Below are 15,360 nucleotides of genomic sequence, written 5' to 3' on the forward strand. Positions count from 1 at the left end.
GTTCAGGGTCGAAACGTCACGTTCCGTCCGGCGCGAAGAAATGCTGGATCACCTCCCGCGCCAGGCGCGCCGGACGCAGCGTGGAGGCGTCGAGGCAGCACCAGCTCGACTTCACCTCCGCCAGCACTTCCTCGCCAGGGCGGATCACCGTTTCGTAGAAGGCGCGCGCGCCCTGCACCTTTTCCAGCAGGACGGTCGCGATGACGTCGTCGTTGAGGAAGGTCGGCTTGCGATAGGTGATCTCATGCTTGAGCGCGACCCATAGATGCTGGGCAACCGCCTCGGTGGGAGCGAGCGCCCGCCAATGGTCGAGTACGGCCGCCTGAACCCATTTCAGATAGCTCGCATTGTTGACATGACCCATGAAGTCGATGTCGTCCGGCTCTATGCCGACGGGATAAAGATGGGGAATGGCGTTGTGCACGGGCAGCGTCATAGCAGGTTCGAAGGCAGGGCGACAGGACGGCGCGGCATGCCTTGGGGCGAAGGGGCCGGAACGACCGGCCCCTCCCTCCCGTCAGAAGCGCCAGCCCAGGCTCGCGACGATCTGGTGCCGGTCGGTGTCGATGCCGAATTCGTCCGTCGTCGTGCCGTTGGCGAAGTCGATATGCGCATCCTCATATTTGGAATAGCGATATTCGAGCTTGGCGAAGGTATTGGCGTTGATGGCGCGCTCCACGCCCGCACCGATGCGCCAGCCGTCCAGCTTGAAATTGGTGTCGGTTTCGACATTGGTGTTGCCGGCCAGCACGTCCAGCTTCGTGTTGGTGTAGCCGCCCTTCACATAGACCAGCGTGTTCGGGCTGGCCAATATGCCCGCCCGCGCACCGATATAGAGGTCGCGGCCCTGCTTGACGCGGCCGAAGCCGAACTGGTCGGTGGGGTCCGATCGGCCGCTCTTCGAGGTGGAGTCGGTATATTCGCCCTCGACGCCGACCACCGCGCTGCCAAGGTTCACGTCATAGCCGGCGCCCACGCCGTAGAGCAGGCCGTCGATCGACTGGTCGTCGCGGCCATTGTCATTGTCCACGCTGCTGCCGGCGCCAGTATGGTCGTAGCCCAGTATCGCCTCGACGCGCGGGCCGGTGAAGGTAGGATTGACGTCCTGCGCCAGAGCGGGGCTTGCGACCGCTGCGCCGGTCAGGAGGGTTGCGGCCAGGATCTTACGCATATTCGGGTACTCCACTTTATCTTCTCAATCCCCTGTCAGCCGGGGAGACGGTGAAGTCATGGAAGTCCCTGGAGGTTGCATGAACCTCAGATAAACAACTGAATTTGTGTCCTTTATGCCACAAAACCAGCTCGGTTCGCCGCGTAGCTGAGGCGTGCAGGCGGTGAGTTGATCAACATTCCACGACATTGACGGCCAGTCCGCCAAGGCTCGTTTCCTTGTAGCGGCTCGCCATGTCCTCGCCGGTCTGCCGCATGGTTTCTATGACCGCGTCCAGGCTGACGATGTGGCGGCCATCGCCCTGGAGCGCGAGATAGGCCGCGTTGATCGCCTTCACGGCGCCCATGGTGTTGCGCTCGATACAAGGGATCTGCACCAGCCCGCCGATGGGATCGCAGGTGAGGCCGAGATTATGCTCCATGCCGATCTCCGCGGCATTTTCGACCTGCTGGTTGGTGCCGCCCAACACGGCGGCAAGACCTGCGGCAGCCATGGAGCAGGCGACGCCCACCTCCCCCTGGCAGCCCATTTCGGCGGCTGAGATGGAGGCGCGCTTCTTGTAGAGGAAGCCCATGGCCGCCGCGGTCAACAGGAAGCGGCGCTCCCCCTCCCGGTCGGCGCCGGGGACGAAGCGGCGATAATAATGCAATACGGCGGGGATGACGCCCGCCGCCCCGTTGGTCGGAGCGGTGACGACGCGCCCGCCGGCGGCATTTTCCTCATTCACCGCCAGCGCGAAGAGGCTGACCCATTCGAAGATCTGCGCCGGGCCGAGGGCATTTTGCTGGAGCACCAGCCGGTTATGGATGGCGCGGGCGCGGCGCCGGACCTTCAGCCCGCCGGGCAGCAACCCCTCTTCCTTCAGGCCGCGATCGATGGATGCGCTCATCGCGTCGATCACGCTGTCGAGGAAGGCTTCGGTTTCCCGCGGCGCGCGCCAGGCCCCCTCGTTGCGCAGGACCAGCGTGGCGATGCTGAGGCCGGTACTCTCCCCCAGCGCCAGCATTTCCGCGCCGGAGGAGAAGGGATAGGGCTGGACGACATTATGGCCGAGCGGCGCGTCGGCGGCGATCGCCTCCGCGCCCGGCAGGACCGCGCCGCCGCCGACCGAATAATAATCGCGGACCAGCGGCTCCTCCTGCCCGTCTAACCAGGCTGAAAAGCGCATGCCGTTGCTATGCGCCTCCAGAAACTCTCCCATGCGGAAGAGGAGGTCGGTCGTTTCTTCGAAGGGAACGAAGCGGTCCTCCACGCTGCCCGCACGGATGCGGCGCTCGCTGCGGATGGTGGCGAGGATGTCGGCAATGGCGTCGGGATCGACGCTGTCGGGACGCTGGCCGGACAGGCCGAGCAGGATCGCCATGTCGGTAGCGTGGCCCCTGCCCGTGAGGGCGAGCGATCCATAGAGTTCGCATTGCACGCGGGCCGGGATGGCGGGCAGCGAGTCCATGAACATCAGCGCGGCGCGCATCGGCCCGACCGTGTGCGAACTGGACGGCCCGATGCCGATGGTGAACAGGTCCATCACGCTGATCGCGGCGGCCGCATTGATGCGGGATTTGGTCACGTTCAATAATCCTTTGAGACACGGACGTTGGCGCTTTCGCGGCCAAGGGTGGAGATAGCGCCGAGCAGCGAGAGCCAGCGCGTGACCTGATATTCGATGCGGGTCGCGGAATAGCCCTGCCCGTCGGTGATCAGTTCCACATAGGTCTTGCGGGTCAGATATTTGCCCGCCGCGATGGAGGTGCCCTGCCCCTGCGTCGGATCGGCGGCGATGATGCGCAGCCGGTCGAGCCCAGCCGCCTTGCGCACGGCGTTGATCGGGTCGAGGCCGCCCTGCCCCTGAAGCGAACCCACGGCCGAGGCGAGTTGCAGCGCTTCGGGCGCGGACAGGTTGGTGATCGACGTGCCGAAGAGGATGCGGGACAGCAGTTCGTCCTGCGGCAGCGCGGGCACGCTGGTGAAGCTGATCACGGGCTTGAGGCCCGTGCCGCCGACATGAATGGTGGCGGTGAGGTCGCTGACATCCGCCTCCGCATCGATGTCGAGCGTCGGGTTGACGGGGGTGCGGCCGTCGAACTGGATCTTGCCTTCCTTGAGGTCGAAGCGGCGGCCGGCAAAGTCATAGGTGCCGCGGACGAGATCGGCGGTGCCCGCAATGGCCGGGCTCGTGACCGTGCCGCCGATGTCCAGATTGGCGCGCCACTCGCTCTCAAGGCCAAGGCCCGTGACGGTCAGGCGGTTGCGGGCGCGCGCCTTGATCGCAAGGTCCCAGGGAATGCTGGTGCGGGGCCGCTCTATCTCGTCGCCGCGACGGTTGATCTCGATCACGCGCAGTTCGGGAATCTGCGCCACGGCGGCGGCGCGCCCCATGGTGAAGCGGCTGCGGTTGAGGATCAGGTCGCCGCCGATGGTGCCGCCTTTGCCGGTGGAGGCGATGGTGATCGGGCCGGTGACGGTGGCGGCGATGTCGTCCCGTTCGAGGAGCGCGGCATTCTCCGCCTGGAGACGCAGGTCCATGCCGACCCCCGCTATGCCGTTGAAGGTGAAGCTGCCCGTCCCGGTGACCGTGCCGCCATTTTGCGCGGCGGCGCTGAAGCCGGTCATGACGAGTTGCGCGCCGGAGAAGCGGCCCCGCGCCTTGACGCCGTGCAGCCGCATGCCCGTGACGGGGCTGTTGATCGCGGCATTGTCCGTCGCGAGAGACCCCGCGATGACGGGGTCGCCCAGCGTGCCGCGCGCGTCGGCGGTGACGTTGACCGGGCCGGATATGTCCACGATCTCCACCCCCGTCAGGCGCCAGAGCGTGTCGGCGGTGCCATTGTAGCGAAGCTGCGCGAACAGGGACGCGCGGTTGAGCCGCTCCACCAGAGTGCCTTCGGTGCCGAGCGGCATGAGCAGCGCCTGCGCCCGGCCGATGGTCTGGCCGTTCGCGACGAAGATCATGCGGGTGGCCAGACGGTCATGGCTGAGGACCGCGTTGACGCCCGCATCCACGGGACGGGAACTCAGCGACAGGCCGGAGCGGGAAAGGCCGCGCACGCGCAGTTCGGCCTTCCCCGTCGGCATGCCGCCGCGCGTATGCACATAGCTGAGCGAGCCGGTCGCCGTGCCGCCAAGGCCCAGATCGTCATAGGCGATGTCCAGCAGCGAAAGCGGCAGTTTCTGCAGCCGCGCCTCTATGCTGGTGGTCTGGCCGCTGAGTTCGCCGCCAAGCTGGAGCGATCCGCCCGCAAAGCCTATAGATGCGGGGTCCAGGCGCCAGCCGTCCTGGGTGCGGGTGAATATGGCGGGGCGATTGAGCTTGATCGGCCGCTTGTCGATGGTGCCGCCCGCCTGAAGCTGGATGCGGTCGGGCGTGACCTGCGCCTCGCCGCTGAGGTCGAAGAGGCGGCCGCGCTGGCCGGAGAGGCTGGCCGTCACCTTGCCGCTGCCGTCGACCAGATCGGCATTGGCCGCAAGGCGGCCGATCTGGATCGCACCGATGCGCAGGCCCCGCGCCTGCGCCGTGGCGCCGATCGTCGTGCCGGAAGGGTCGAGCAGGATCGTGGCATCCAGCCTGCCCCGGCGCACGGCGATGCTGGTCGGGCCGTCGAAACTGGCGTCGGTGGCGGTGAGGGCGAGCTTCAGCTGCTGAACGCCGTTTACAGGGGCAAAGGCGACGGTGCCGGTCACAGGGCCGCTGACGTTCAGCACGCCGTCCAGCCCGCCGGTCACCGGGCGCAGGTCGCCGCTGGCGCTGACGCCCGATGCGGCCACGCGGGCAATGCGGACGATCGCCTGGCCGCCGGGCGGCAGCAGGATCGCGCCGTTGCCGGTGAAGGGACCGAGCGTCGATCCCCCCTCCGCCGTGAAGGCGTAACCCGCCGCATCGGGGACCAGATGGGCGTGCATGTCCGTGACGCCAAGCGCCTTCAGCGGGCTTTGCAGCACGACATCGACGGTCGGACGGTCGATCCTGCCATCCAGGATCAGGCGCAGCGGACCATAGCTTCCATGCTGGCCATTGCCTTCGAAATGGAACGTGCCGTCGCGGCGGCGATAGCCCTTGGCCGACAGCGTCAGCAGCGGCGCCTCCAGGCGGAGGCCGGTGAACTGAAGCTGCCCGTCCGGTCCGAGCGACAGACCGCTGCGCAACACCGGAAGGCCGCCGCCCAGGGACCGCAGGAAGCTGTTGTCCAGCCGCCGCATCCGCGCCATCGCATTGCCGCTCAAGGTGAAGGCGCCACGGGGGCCGGGCACGGCGCGCAGCTTCGACGTCAGGTCGACGATGCCGAGGCCGCGAATGGCCAAGCCGCTGATCTGGCCGTCCAGGCCGATGTCGTAACGCCCCGATTTCAGGTCGGCGAGGAAAAGCAGCCTGCCGCGCAGCTTGTCGGACCGCACCGTCATCGGATTGCTGACGACCTGCTGGTTCCTGAGCTGCAACACGCCGTTCAGGTCGAAATTGCGGATGATCCCCTCTACCAGCGGGCCCTGGCCGTCGAGACGCCGGGCGCGCAGATGGACGGGGATCAGCGCCGGGCCGCCTTTCGCCCTGCGTCCCTTGCCGTCGGCGCGCACATCGTGGATCACGGTCTTGCCGAAGGCGAGTTGCCTGGCAGTGAGCAGATATTCATAGCCGAAGCCCGAGAGCGAGCCATCCAGCCGGATGCGCGCCGCAATATCCCGGCCGCCCATCGACTTGAGCAAAGCCTGCGGGCGGGCGAGCTTCACATCGACCAGCAGATTGTCGAGCGCATTGTTGCGCAGGTCGATGGCGCCGTCCGCGTTGAGGTCGATCGCGGCGGAGCGAAGCGACAGCTTGCCGTCGACCACCCGGTCGGCCATCGATCCGCTCGCCTGGATGGCGAGGCGCGGCGCGGAAAGGCGCTGGACAAGGCCCTGTCCCGCCATGGCGGCTCCCTCGACGGTGCCGGCGGCCGTATAGGTGCCGCTGCGGGCCGCCAGCTTCAGGTCTATGGCGGGTTCGCTGTCCAGCGTGCCCGCCAGGCGACCGTTCCAGCCTGTCCAGCTTCCCTGCCCCTGGATGCGGAGATTGGCGTCCTGCTTCAACCCGGCCATGATTCCCAGGACGCCGCCCCTGGGTGCGTTCACCGTGACGTCGAGGTCGAACTTGTCATCGTCGGGCCGGCTGTCGAGCGCGATGTTGAGCGCATCCTCTCCGTTCAACACCCGGGCGGAAAGATCGATAATGGCGCGGCCGCCGCGAATGTCCGCATCGCCGGAAAGCGTCGCCTGCTGCACCTTGCCCGTGATGCCCCGCTCCATGATGAGGCGCCCGACCGAAAATTGCATCAGCCGGATGTCGAAGCCGGGAAGGATCGGCCCCTCCCGCTCGCTGGGGTTGAGCTTGGGCAGCTTGTGCAGAGTCGCCTGCGGAATGACCAGGCGGTCTATATCAAGCCGGTTGGAGAGCCAGGCGAAGGGCCACCAGTCCAGTTCCACGCGCGGGGCGTCAAGGAACGCGCCCTTGGGATCGGACAGGGTCAGGCCATGGAGAACGGCCTTGCGGTAGATGCTGCCATCGATCCGGTCGACATGGATGCGCAGGCCCGAAGGCGGGCTGATCTTCGCAATGCGGGACACGAGGAAGCGATGGCCCGGCACGGTGTCGAGCCAGGCCAGCGCGCCGGCGGCGATCAGCAGCAGCGTGGCGAGAATGCCGGCGACCCAACGCTGCCAGCGACCGTCCCAGGCGCGGCGGCGGCGCGGCGGCGGCGGCGCGGCGGGCGTCTCCCCGGCCATCAGAAGGCCTGCCCCAGCGAGACATAGACGGCGATCTTCGGATCGCCCGACTGCGGATTGAGCGGCGTGCCGACATCGATGCGGATCGGGCCGAAGCTGCTGTAATAGCGCACGCCCAGCCCCGCACCAATGCGCAGGTCGCGGAAGCGCGGCAGGAAACTGGTCGAGATGTTGCCGGCGTCGACAAAGGGCACGACGCCGAAATTGCCGAAGCGGATGCGGGATTCCAGCGAGAATTCCGCCAGGCTCTTGCCGCCGACCGGATCGTCGTTCGGGCCGTAGCGCGGGCCGATCGCCTGATAGCCATAGCCGCGCACCGAAGCGCCGCCGCCGGCATAGAAGCGCCGCGAGGGCGCGATCCGGTCGACCGTGGACCCCAATATGGTGCCGAAACGCGCACGGGCCGCGAGCACGATCCGGTCGTTCATCGGCTGATAGACGCTGCCGTCAAGCTGCACGCGGGCATAGCCGAAGGTGCTGTTCTGGAAGGACAGTTCGGGGCTGAGCCGGCCGCCCAGGCGGAACCCCCGGCTGGGGTTCAGCAGGTCGTCGCTGCCGTCATAGGTGAGGCTCAATGGAATGGCGCCGATCAGGAAGGTGCGCCGGCTGCCGTTGCTGAACGCATCCGCTTCGTCCGACGCGATCAGTTCGCCGCCGATGCGCCAGACCCATTTCTTCTGGAACAATATGTTGGTCTGCCGCTCCAGCGCGCCCGACAGGGTTATGGTGCGCGCGTCATAGGCGTCCCGCTTGATGTTGCTGACGGAGAGCAGGCCCGTCAGCACATTGTCGCGACGGCGGAAATTGTTGCGGCGATAGGTGAAGGACGCCGTCTGCTCCTGCGTGCCGATCACCCCGCGCACAGTCACCGCCCCTTCCGGCGGGAAGAAATTGCGGTGCGCCCAGCTCACCTCTGCGCGATAACCCTCCCCGGTGCCATAGCCCAGTTCGCCCGCTATGGTGCGCAGCGGCGCCGGCCGGGCGTCGATGGCCAGGTCGACATGCTCGCCGTCTCCCGCATCCCTGGGGGTCATGGTCAGCGATGAAACGAGCCCGGTGGCGATCAGCGCCTGCCGCAGGTCTTCGACATCGGATGCCATATAGGTGTCGCCGGGACGGAAGCGGGCGATGCGCTGGACATGGCGGGCGCTGAACAGCGCATCATTGGCCATGACGATCCTGCCGAAGGTGCGGTAGGCGCCGGGATTGACGACGATGTCCAGATCGCCCTTGCGCTCCTCATGGTCGATGCGGACTTCCGGTTCCTCGACCTTGCCGAAGGGAAATCCGTTCTCGAGCAGCGCGACGGCCAGGGACTGCTGGCCGGCGAGGATGGCGTCGGAATCGACCGGATCGCCCGCCCTGGGCGGAAAGGCGGACCGTAATTCCGGTTCGCGCTCGCCGGTGTTCTCCAGGCCCTTCAGGTCGACGGACGACAGCAGATAGCGCGCGCCCGGCACGATCCGGAAGGTGACCGCCAGCCTGTCGCTGCCCGCCGGCGGCGGCGTCACGGCGCCGCGAATGCGCGCGGCATAATAGCCCTTGGCGCGCAGCAACCGGTCGAGCAGGTCGCTGTCCTCCTTGATCCGGCGGTTGATCTGGGCGAGATTTGCGGGCTTCCCCTCGCCCTGATGCAGCACCGACAGTTCGTTGAAGCGGGTGGTGAACTGGGCGTCGGCAATCTCCTCCACGCCGGTCAGCGCGACGGTGTAGCGGCGCTCCTCACCCGTATCCGCGCCCGTGTCCGCAAAGGTGACGGCCTCCTCAGCCTGTTCCTCGGCCGCTTCGGGCGCGACCGCCTGCTGCGGCACGTCGGAAGACTGGGGCGGCAGTTCGACCATGGGCGTGACGATGTCGGGCTGTCCCATGTCCGGCCAGTCGACGCCGATGTCGGGCATGGGGGCCAGATTGGGATCCAGATCGGGCTGATCGGGAACCGGCTGGGCGCCGGCCTGCGCCGCCGCCTGCGCATGAGCGACAGGCGCGAGCAGAAGCAGCGGCACGAGAAGAGCAGCTTGCGGCAGGCCTGAAATGCGGCGGCAGGTCCGCAAACCGGTATTCATAGCGCTGATCTAGACCAGAAATCGGGCGGATGGCCAGCCCCCAAGATGATGGCGGGACAGGCTGTGCGGGGATTTGGGCTGAAAGGCTGGATGGCGTGGAGATGTGTAACCCCGCTCCTGCCGACATGCCCCAGCGAACCCGCCTGTCAGAAGGCGGCGTTGAGCCGATCCATCAATGCCCGGGCCGGATTGGGTTCCGCCTGCGCCCGCGGACGCGCCATGCGATCCTGAAGGCGCGCGACCCTTTCGTAAAGGTCCTGGCTTGCCTCTATCAATGCGCGGGCGGCGAAGGGGAAGTTGCCGGCCACCGAAGGATCGGTGGTCGCGGCATGGCCGAGGCGGTATTTCTCGTCCAGCATTTCCGCATCGCTGAGTTCCCCCCGTTGCCAGGCGCGCTGGCTCAGCAACCAGGCGATGATGTGCATGAGGCGCGTCGTGACCTTGAGCGATTCGCAGGCGAAGGCGACGCGGCGAAGCGGATCGTCCGTCTCCGGATCGCCTCCCTCCCGCACGTCGAAATAGGCGCGCGCTTCATCCGCCATCACCATGGCTTCGACATAGAGACCGTCGACAAGGCGGCGATGCAGGCCCTGTTCAAGAGAAGCGGCGAGTTTCATGGCCGATATGTGCCATAGAGCGGGCGCCTTGTCAGTCCCGATGCGGGCCCGTTAACCCCGAATTGTGTCATTCGGGATCAGTCGGGACCGCACTGGCCATAATCCGTTCAACCGTTCAAGCGATGATGTCGGGGACGAGCTGATCCTCCAGCAGGGCCATTTCGTCGCGCAGGCGCAATTTCCGCTTCTTGAGGCGCGCGACCTGCATCTGGTCGCCCGAACCGGAGTCCACCAGCGCGCTGATGGCGCTGTCCAGGTCGCGATGCTCGATTCGCAACAATTCCAGCCGACGCATGATGTCTTCGCGGCTCACCATACACCTACTTTCGCACCCATTGCCGTCCCATCGCCCCTTGATAGCCCGGCGGGCCGGCACGAACCATCGCAAATTTCAAAGCGGCCCGTCGCAAAGCGCGAATCGCCCGAAGACACGGCCAGCGAATCGTGATCTACTCGTTCATCCATTGCCCTCGTAAGGAGAATGTCATGGAAAACAGCCACATTTCAGCTCTTTCGGCCAAGCATGCCGGGCTTGAGGCTCGAATCAAGGCGGAGACGAGTCGTCCCATGCCTGACGCGATCCTGGTGGCCTCGCTCAAGAAGCAGAAGCTTCGGCTGAAGGAGGAAATGGAGGCGCAACACTGACAGCGGTGACGCCTGTGTGAAAGGCATGGATCGGCGGTCCCTTGCCGCTGATCCTGCCCTTCCGGGAGAAGCTCCGGGGCCATGCCTTGCGGGGCTTTTTTGTTGGCGGCGGCAATCCGAGCCACCCTGTAATCCGCTTTGGATGCTCAGCGCATGAAGCGGCGCTGGCGCAGATAATCGGGCACCGCAAGCTGTCCTTCCGGCGCGGAAACCCGGCGGCGCGCGAGTTGGGGATCGATCGGCACGTCGAACGCGATGCCGATGCGATCCTCCCGTGACCAGACGACCGAACCGTGGACCTGACCGATGCCGCGCAGGTCGAAGCGAATGCGGATGCCGTTGGGCACGGCGCGCTCACAATCGGCCATGAGGCCGGTGGCGGAAAGATTGCGGACGCGGGCGCGGCCGAGCGGAACCCCGTCGGCCGAGCTTAGATTGGTGAGCAGGAAAAGGCTGTCGCGCGGGCCGGAACGCGCCGGACCACGATCACCATCATCCTGATTGCTATCCATCGACAACGCCCTGCAAGATCACTGGAATTTCCCGGCGACCCTGCCATGGCGGCATGGATAAAAGGTTAATCGTCGCGAGAGACTTTTTCCTGCCGCTCGTGCCGTTCCTGCGCTTCGACCGTCATGGTCGCGATCGGGCGGGCTTCCAGGCGGCCCAGCGAAATCGGTTCGCCAGTCACTTCGCAATAGCCATATTCGCCCTCGTCGATGCGGCGGAGCGCGGCGTCGATCTTGGAGATGAGCTTGCGCTGGCGGTCGCGGGTGCGCAGCTCGATCGACCAGTCGGTCTCGCTCGATGCGCGGTCGTTGAGGTCGGGTTCGCGGAGCGGTTCGTTCTGCAGGACGGCCAATGTCCCTTCCGCTTCGGCCAGGATCTGCTTCTTCCAGTCCCACAGGCGCTGCCGGAAATATTCCAACTGGAGCGGGTTCATGAACTCTTCGTCTGCGGAAGGACGATAGTCGGGTGGGAGTGTTACAGCCGATTTCGGCGGATTTTGGCCGTCTTTATCGGAATTCAGGACCGATGCCATCTGGCTCTCCGACTCGCGGGACCCCCGATGCTGAAAGTGCCGGGGTATCCGTGACTTGTGGTTGACGGCGCCTAATAGCCAGCGCCAAGGCCTGAGACAAGCGGGCAATCGGTCGTCCGGCGCGCCGGCCGCGCATTGCGGCGCGCTTATCCCCAGAAAATTCGCGATTCCCGGCCATCGGCAGATCATAAAAGAAAATAGACCAGCCGTATCGCCCAAGCGGCCGGCCGCCGTATCACAATGGGACGTTAACCATATGAGTTCATAATTTGTTAGTTTTTTCCTCGACTTGACCCCGATATTCAGAGTTAACGCCATTGAAGTTAACGCTTTGTTTTGCGTTGTTAGCAATAGGGAACGGCCCCGCATCCGTTACTGCGCAACGCGGTGACGAGATCGTCAGGCCGAAGACAAACAAGAGTGGAACCTATGTCGGTACGGATGGCATTGGCTAAATTATGCGCTTGCGCCGCCGGCGGCGCGATCATCGGCGGCGGCGCCGTCCATGTCGCGGAAAGCGCGCGTCCGGCAGGGGTTCAGAGCACGAAGAGCGTCAAGGCGGCGCCCCGCAAGCATTATGCGGTGCGCAAGGTGCAGCGCGTGGTGAAGACGGTTTCCTGCGCCCCGCAGACGGTGACGGTGACCACCCAGGCGGCGCCCATCCCCCTGCCGGCGCCGGTCGCGGCCGCGGAAATGCCGGTCATGTCCGGCGGTGGCGGCGGCGCGCCGGTGGTGCTGGCGGGTGGCCCCGGCTTTGGCGGCGGCGGGTTTTTCGGCGGCTTCTTCGGCGGCAGCAGCGGCGGTTCGGGCGGATCGGTAGTGATCTCCTCCACCAGCAGCTCGACCGGCGGCATCACCAGTTCCACCAGTTCGACCACGGGCGGCGTGTCCACCTCGACCGGCGGGGTTTCGACGTCCACGGGCGGGGTTTCCACCTCATCCGGCAATGTGTCGACATCCTCCGGTAATGTGTCGACCTCTTCGGGCAACGTCTCGACCTCCAGCGGCAATGTGACCAGCAGCTCCTCGACGTCGAGCTCCACGTCCAGCTCCTCTTCGACCAGTTCCTCGACCAGCAGCTCGACGTCGTCTTCGTCCTCGACGTCCTCTTCATCCAGTTCGTCGGGCGGCGACCATCATCATCCGCCGCCGCCGACCGACGTGCCGGCGCCGCCGATGGTGCTGCTGTTCGGGGCGGGCGCGGCGGCCCTGCTGGCGCGCAAGCGTTTCGCGCGCGCCAAGGCGGGCACCGAGGGTTAACCGCGGGGCGACCCGGCCGGCGCATCCGGGGGGAGCGCCGGCCGGGTCGGGTCTCAACTCGTCGCGATGATCCGCTCGATTTCCGGCACCGGGTGGTTCGACAGGTCCTTGGCGATCTCACCCACCAGCCGGCTCTGCACTTCCTTGTGATAATGTTTGCGCATTTCGCCCAGAGCGGCGGGCGGCGCGACGACGATCAGCTTTTCGAAATCATTGGCGAGCGCGCGGCGCTTCAGCAATTCTGCCGCTTCCGCGGCGAAGCGCGCTTCCTCCAGATCGTGGAAATTGGTCTGCTCGACGGAGCCGCGATGGCTCGCGACCGAATTGGGCCCGCGTCCCGTGCCGTCGGAGGCCTGCTCGCGATCGGGGGGATTATCCTGCTCCTTCACCTCCTCCGTTTCCAGATTGGGAAAGGCCGGGCTGCCCTTGTTGCGAAAGAACAGCATCTTGCGCCCATCGGCCACCAGCACCATCGCGTCATGGTCTATCTGCATCGTCCCGTTCCTCTTTTCTCAACGCCTGATTTTACCACCAACGGACGGCGGTGTGCAGGGTTGCGCGGCTGGTCGCAGAACGGCATAGGGCTGACCCATGCACGACATTCGTTTCATTCGCGAAAATCCCGCCGCTTTCGACGCGGGGCTGGCCCGGCGCGGGCTTGAACCGCTGAGCGCGGAGTTGCTGGCGCTGGACGAACGGAGCCGCGCGATCAAGACCGCGCTGCAACAGGGTCAGGCGCGCCGCAATGAAGCGAGCAAGGCCATCGGCCAGGCGATGGCGCAGAAGGACATGGCGACGGCCGACGCGCTGAAGACCGAAGTCGCGGCGCTCAAGGAGAGTCTGCCCGCCCTGGAGGCGGAGGATCGCGAGATTGGCGAAGCATTGGCGGCGCGGCTGGCGGCGATCCCCAACCTGCCGGCGGACGACGTGCCGACGGGGGAGGACGAGGTCCAGAATGTCGAGGTGGCACGGTGGGGCGAACCGCGGAGCTTCCCCTTCACGCCGAAGGATCATGCCGATTTCGGCCCGGCGCTGGGGCTGGATTTCGAAGGCGGCGCGGCGCTTTCCGGGGCGCGCTTTACCGCGCTGCGCGGGCAGATGGCGCGGCTGCACCGCGCGCTGGCGCAGTTCATGCTGGACCGCCAGTCGGGCGAAAACGGCTATGAGGAGGTCAACCCGCCGCTGCTGGTGAAGGATGAGGCCCTGTTCGGCACGGGACAGTTGCCGAAATTCGCGGAGGACCTGTTCAGGACCACCGATGGGCGCTGGCTGATTCCCACGGCGGAGGTTTCCCTCACTAATCTGGTGCGCGAACAGATCGTGGCGGTGGAAAGCCTGCCGCTGCGGCTGACGGCGCTGACACCTTGTTTCCGGTCGGAAGCCGGATCGGCCGGGCGCGACACGCGCGGCTTCATCCGCCAGCACCAGTTCGAGAAGGTCGAACTGGTGGCGATCTGCAGGCCCGAGGAATCCGAGGCCGAGCATGAGCGCATGTGCGCCGCGGCTGAGGGGGTTTTGCAGGCGCTTGGCCTGCCCTATCGGAAGGTGCTGCTGTGCACCGGCGACATGGGCTTTGGCGCGCGGAAGACATGGGATCTGGAAGTCTGGCTGCCTAGCCAGCAGACCTATCGCGAGATCAGTTCCGTCTCCAATTGCGGCGATTTCCAGGCGCGGCGGATGAACGCGCGCTACAAGCCGGAGGGGGAGAAGCAGACGCGCTTCCTCCATACGCTGAACGGGTCGGGACTGGCCGTGGGACGGACGCTGGTGGCGGTTCTGGAAAATTACCAGCAGGAGGACGGCAGCGTGATCGTGCCGGAAGTGCTGGCCCCCTATATGGGCGGGGTGACGCGGTTGCGGCCCCGATAGGCTGCCGACCCCCAAGCGAAGGGATTCCAGATATATGCGCATCCTGCTCACCAATGACGACGGGGTCCATGCGCCGGGCCTGACCGTGCTGGAGGAGATCGCCCGGACGCTGTCGGACGACATCTGGATCGTCGCGCCGAGCGAGGAGCAGTCCGGCGCCGGCCACAGCCTGACGCTGACGCGGCCGTTGCGCGTCCGGCAGCATGGCGAGAAGCATTTCAGCGTATCGGGAACGCCGACCGACGCGGTGATGATGGCGGTCGGCCATCTGATGAAGGATGCGAAGCCCGATCTGGTGCTGTCAGGCGTCAATCGCGGCGCCAACCTGGCGGAGGACGTGACCTATTCGGGCACGGTATCGGCCGCGATGGAGGGCGCGATCTCGGGCATCAGATCGATCGCGCTCAGCCAGGTCTATGTGCGGGAGGGGATGGGCGACGCCGTGCCCTTCGCGGCGGCGCGGGCCTGGGGCGAGCGGGTGCTGCGCCCGCTGATCGCCATGCCGGCCAGCCCCCGGCTGCTGTTCAACGTGAACTTCCCGGCCGTCGAACCCGAAGCCGTCAAGGGCATCAGCGTGGTGCGGCAGGGCTTTCACGATGTGGACCGGACGAAGATCATCCATGGCACCGATCCGCGCGGCTATGATTATTACTGGTTCGGCCTGGGCAAGAGCGACTCCGTGCCGGAGGGCAGCGATCTGGCCGCCATTGCCGAAGGCTATGTGACGGTGACGCCGCTGCATTACGACCTGACGCAGGACAGCGCGATCGCGGCGACGGCGCAGGCCTTCGGAGGGCAGGTCGGCTGACGGCATGTTCCTGCCCAGGCGGGGATATGGTTTTGCAGTCGGCCGGAACGGAATCTGGCCATGGCGCGGCCAGAGCGTTAAAGACATGGCGATGTCGCGCGCATTCCTTCTTCCTGCCTTCACCATTCCCACGA

The 15,360-nt window shown here is 66.1% G+C and carries 14 protein-coding genes; 4 read left to right on the forward strand and 10 right to left on the reverse strand.

The features are described from left to right. Window positions 1-16 precede the first annotated feature (16 nt). From EGM87_RS08435 to EGM87_RS08465, 7 genes are all read right to left on the reverse strand, one after another. A complete protein-coding gene (locus EGM87_RS08435; RefSeq protein WP_443216141.1) occupies window positions 17-436 on the reverse strand; it encodes an acyl-CoA thioesterase in 420 nt (139 codons plus the stop codon). Window positions 437-517: 81 nt separating this feature from the next. Beyond that, window positions 518-1,171, reverse strand: coding sequence for an outer membrane protein (locus EGM87_RS08440; protein WP_025548890.1), 654 nt, complete (start codon window positions 1,169-1,171; stop codon window positions 518-520). A 172-nt stretch (window positions 1,172-1,343) separates the two neighbouring features. Continuing rightward, window positions 1,344-2,738, reverse strand: coding sequence for an L-serine ammonia-lyase (locus EGM87_RS08445; protein WP_044662572.1), 1,395 nt, complete (start codon window positions 2,736-2,738; stop codon window positions 1,344-1,346). Between the two features lie 2 nt (window positions 2,739-2,740). After that, a complete protein-coding gene (locus tag EGM87_RS08450; RefSeq protein WP_044662573.1) occupies window positions 2,741-6,922 on the reverse strand; it encodes a translocation/assembly module TamB domain-containing protein in 4,182 nt (1,393 codons plus the stop codon). Continuing rightward, entirely contained in the window at window positions 6,922-8,985 is a 2,064-nt protein-coding gene (locus EGM87_RS08455) for an autotransporter assembly complex protein TamA (protein ID WP_083199128.1), read from the reverse strand. Before EGM87_RS08455 ends, EGM87_RS08450 begins: the two co-directional genes overlap by 1 nt. Before the next feature lie 146 nt (window positions 8,986-9,131). Next, the gene (locus tag EGM87_RS08460; protein ID WP_025548883.1) at window positions 9,132-9,602 is read right to left on the reverse strand and encodes a DUF1465 family protein; all 471 of its coding nucleotides are present in this window, start codon (window positions 9,600-9,602) and stop codon (window positions 9,132-9,134) included. Window positions 9,603-9,717: 115 nt separating this feature from the next. Beyond that, window positions 9,718-9,897 (reverse strand): YdcH family protein, encoded by a 180-nt coding sequence (locus tag EGM87_RS08465; protein WP_037482328.1) that lies wholly within the window; start codon window positions 9,895-9,897, stop codon window positions 9,718-9,720. 191 nt (window positions 9,898-10,088) lie between these two features. Here EGM87_RS08465 and EGM87_RS08470 point away from each other — a divergent pair, with 191 nt between their 5' ends. After that, window positions 10,089-10,247 carry a YdcH family protein gene (locus EGM87_RS08470; protein WP_007684009.1) on the forward strand — a complete coding sequence of 53 codons (159 nt, stop codon included), beginning with the start codon at window positions 10,089-10,091 and terminating at the stop codon, window positions 10,245-10,247. Window positions 10,248-10,393: 146 nt separating this feature from the next. Here the strand turns inward: EGM87_RS08470 and EGM87_RS08475 are convergent, their stop codons facing one another. Further along, the gene (locus EGM87_RS08475; protein ID WP_025548880.1) at window positions 10,394-10,759 is read right to left on the reverse strand and encodes a PilZ domain-containing protein; all 366 of its coding nucleotides are present in this window, start codon (window positions 10,757-10,759) and stop codon (window positions 10,394-10,396) included. 65 nt (window positions 10,760-10,824) lie between these two features. After that, on the reverse strand, window positions 10,825-11,289 hold the full coding sequence (gene dksA / locus EGM87_RS08480; RefSeq protein ID WP_025160963.1) for an RNA polymerase-binding protein DksA: 465 nt from the start codon (window positions 11,287-11,289) through the stop codon (window positions 10,825-10,827). Between the two features lie 429 nt (window positions 11,290-11,718). Here dksA and EGM87_RS08485 point away from each other — a divergent pair, with 429 nt between their 5' ends. Next, complete coding sequence (locus EGM87_RS08485; RefSeq protein ID WP_044662574.1) at window positions 11,719-12,549, forward strand: hypothetical protein; 831 nt, start codon at window positions 11,719-11,721, stop codon at window positions 12,547-12,549. Between the two features lie 53 nt (window positions 12,550-12,602). Here EGM87_RS08485 and EGM87_RS08490 read toward each other — a convergent pair whose 3' ends face one another. Further along, window positions 12,603-13,043 carry a host attachment family protein gene (locus EGM87_RS08490; RefSeq protein ID WP_025548877.1) on the reverse strand — a complete coding sequence of 147 codons (441 nt, stop codon included), beginning with the start codon at window positions 13,041-13,043 and terminating at the stop codon, window positions 12,603-12,605. A 97-nt stretch (window positions 13,044-13,140) separates the two neighbouring features. Between EGM87_RS08490 and serS the strand changes: the two genes are divergently transcribed. Together serS and surE are read left to right on the forward strand one after the other, a co-directional pair. Continuing rightward, entirely contained in the window at window positions 13,141-14,418 is a 1,278-nt protein-coding gene (serS, locus tag EGM87_RS08495) for a serine--tRNA ligase (protein ID WP_044662575.1), read from the forward strand. Window positions 14,419-14,452: 34 nt separating this feature from the next. After that, window positions 14,453-15,226: a 5'/3'-nucleotidase SurE gene (gene surE, locus EGM87_RS08500; RefSeq protein ID WP_044662576.1), complete on the forward strand. Its 774-nt coding sequence runs from the start codon at window positions 14,453-14,455 to the stop codon at window positions 15,224-15,226. Window positions 15,227-15,360: the final 134 nt, after the last annotated feature.

Source organism: Sphingobium sp. RSMS (assembly GCF_005406185.4).
GTDB lineage: Bacteria > Pseudomonadota > Alphaproteobacteria > Sphingomonadales > Sphingomonadaceae > Sphingobium > Sphingobium fuliginis.

Excerpts from the sequence above, each read along its gene's own strand:
- EGM87_RS08435 (WP_443216141.1), bottom strand. The coding sequence starts at position 436 with ATGACGCTGCCCGTGCACAACGCCATTCCCCATCTTTATCCCGTCGGC.
- EGM87_RS08440 (WP_025548890.1), bottom strand. The coding sequence starts at position 1,171 with ATGCGTAAGATCCTGGCCGCAACCCTCCTGACCGGCGCAGCGGTCGCA.
- EGM87_RS08450 (WP_044662573.1), bottom strand. The coding sequence starts at position 6,922 with ATGGCCGGGGAGACGCCCGCCGCGCCGCCGCCGCCGCGCCGCCGCCGC.
- EGM87_RS08455 (WP_083199128.1), bottom strand. The coding sequence starts at position 8,985 with ATGAATACCGGTTTGCGGACCTGCCGCCGCATTTCAGGCCTGCCGCAA.
- EGM87_RS08460 (WP_025548883.1), bottom strand. The coding sequence starts at position 9,602 with ATGAAACTCGCCGCTTCTCTTGAACAGGGCCTGCATCGCCGCCTTGTC.
- EGM87_RS08465 (WP_037482328.1), bottom strand. The coding sequence starts at position 9,897 with ATGCGTCGGCTGGAATTGTTGCGAATCGAGCATCGCGACCTGGACAGC.
- EGM87_RS08470 (WP_007684009.1), top strand. The coding sequence starts at position 10,089 with ATGGAAAACAGCCACATTTCAGCTCTTTCGGCCAAGCATGCCGGGCTT.
- EGM87_RS08475 (WP_025548880.1), bottom strand. The coding sequence starts at position 10,759 with ATGGATAGCAATCAGGATGATGGTGATCGTGGTCCGGCGCGTTCCGGC.
- dksA (WP_025160963.1), bottom strand. The coding sequence starts at position 11,289 with ATGGCATCGGTCCTGAATTCCGATAAAGACGGCCAAAATCCGCCGAAA.
- EGM87_RS08485 (WP_044662574.1), top strand. The coding sequence starts at position 11,719 with ATGTCGGTACGGATGGCATTGGCTAAATTATGCGCTTGCGCCGCCGGC.
- EGM87_RS08490 (WP_025548877.1), bottom strand. The coding sequence starts at position 13,043 with ATGCAGATAGACCATGACGCGATGGTGCTGGTGGCCGATGGGCGCAAG.
- serS (WP_044662575.1), top strand. The coding sequence starts at position 13,141 with ATGCACGACATTCGTTTCATTCGCGAAAATCCCGCCGCTTTCGACGCG.
- surE (WP_044662576.1), top strand. The coding sequence starts at position 14,453 with ATGCGCATCCTGCTCACCAATGACGACGGGGTCCATGCGCCGGGCCTG.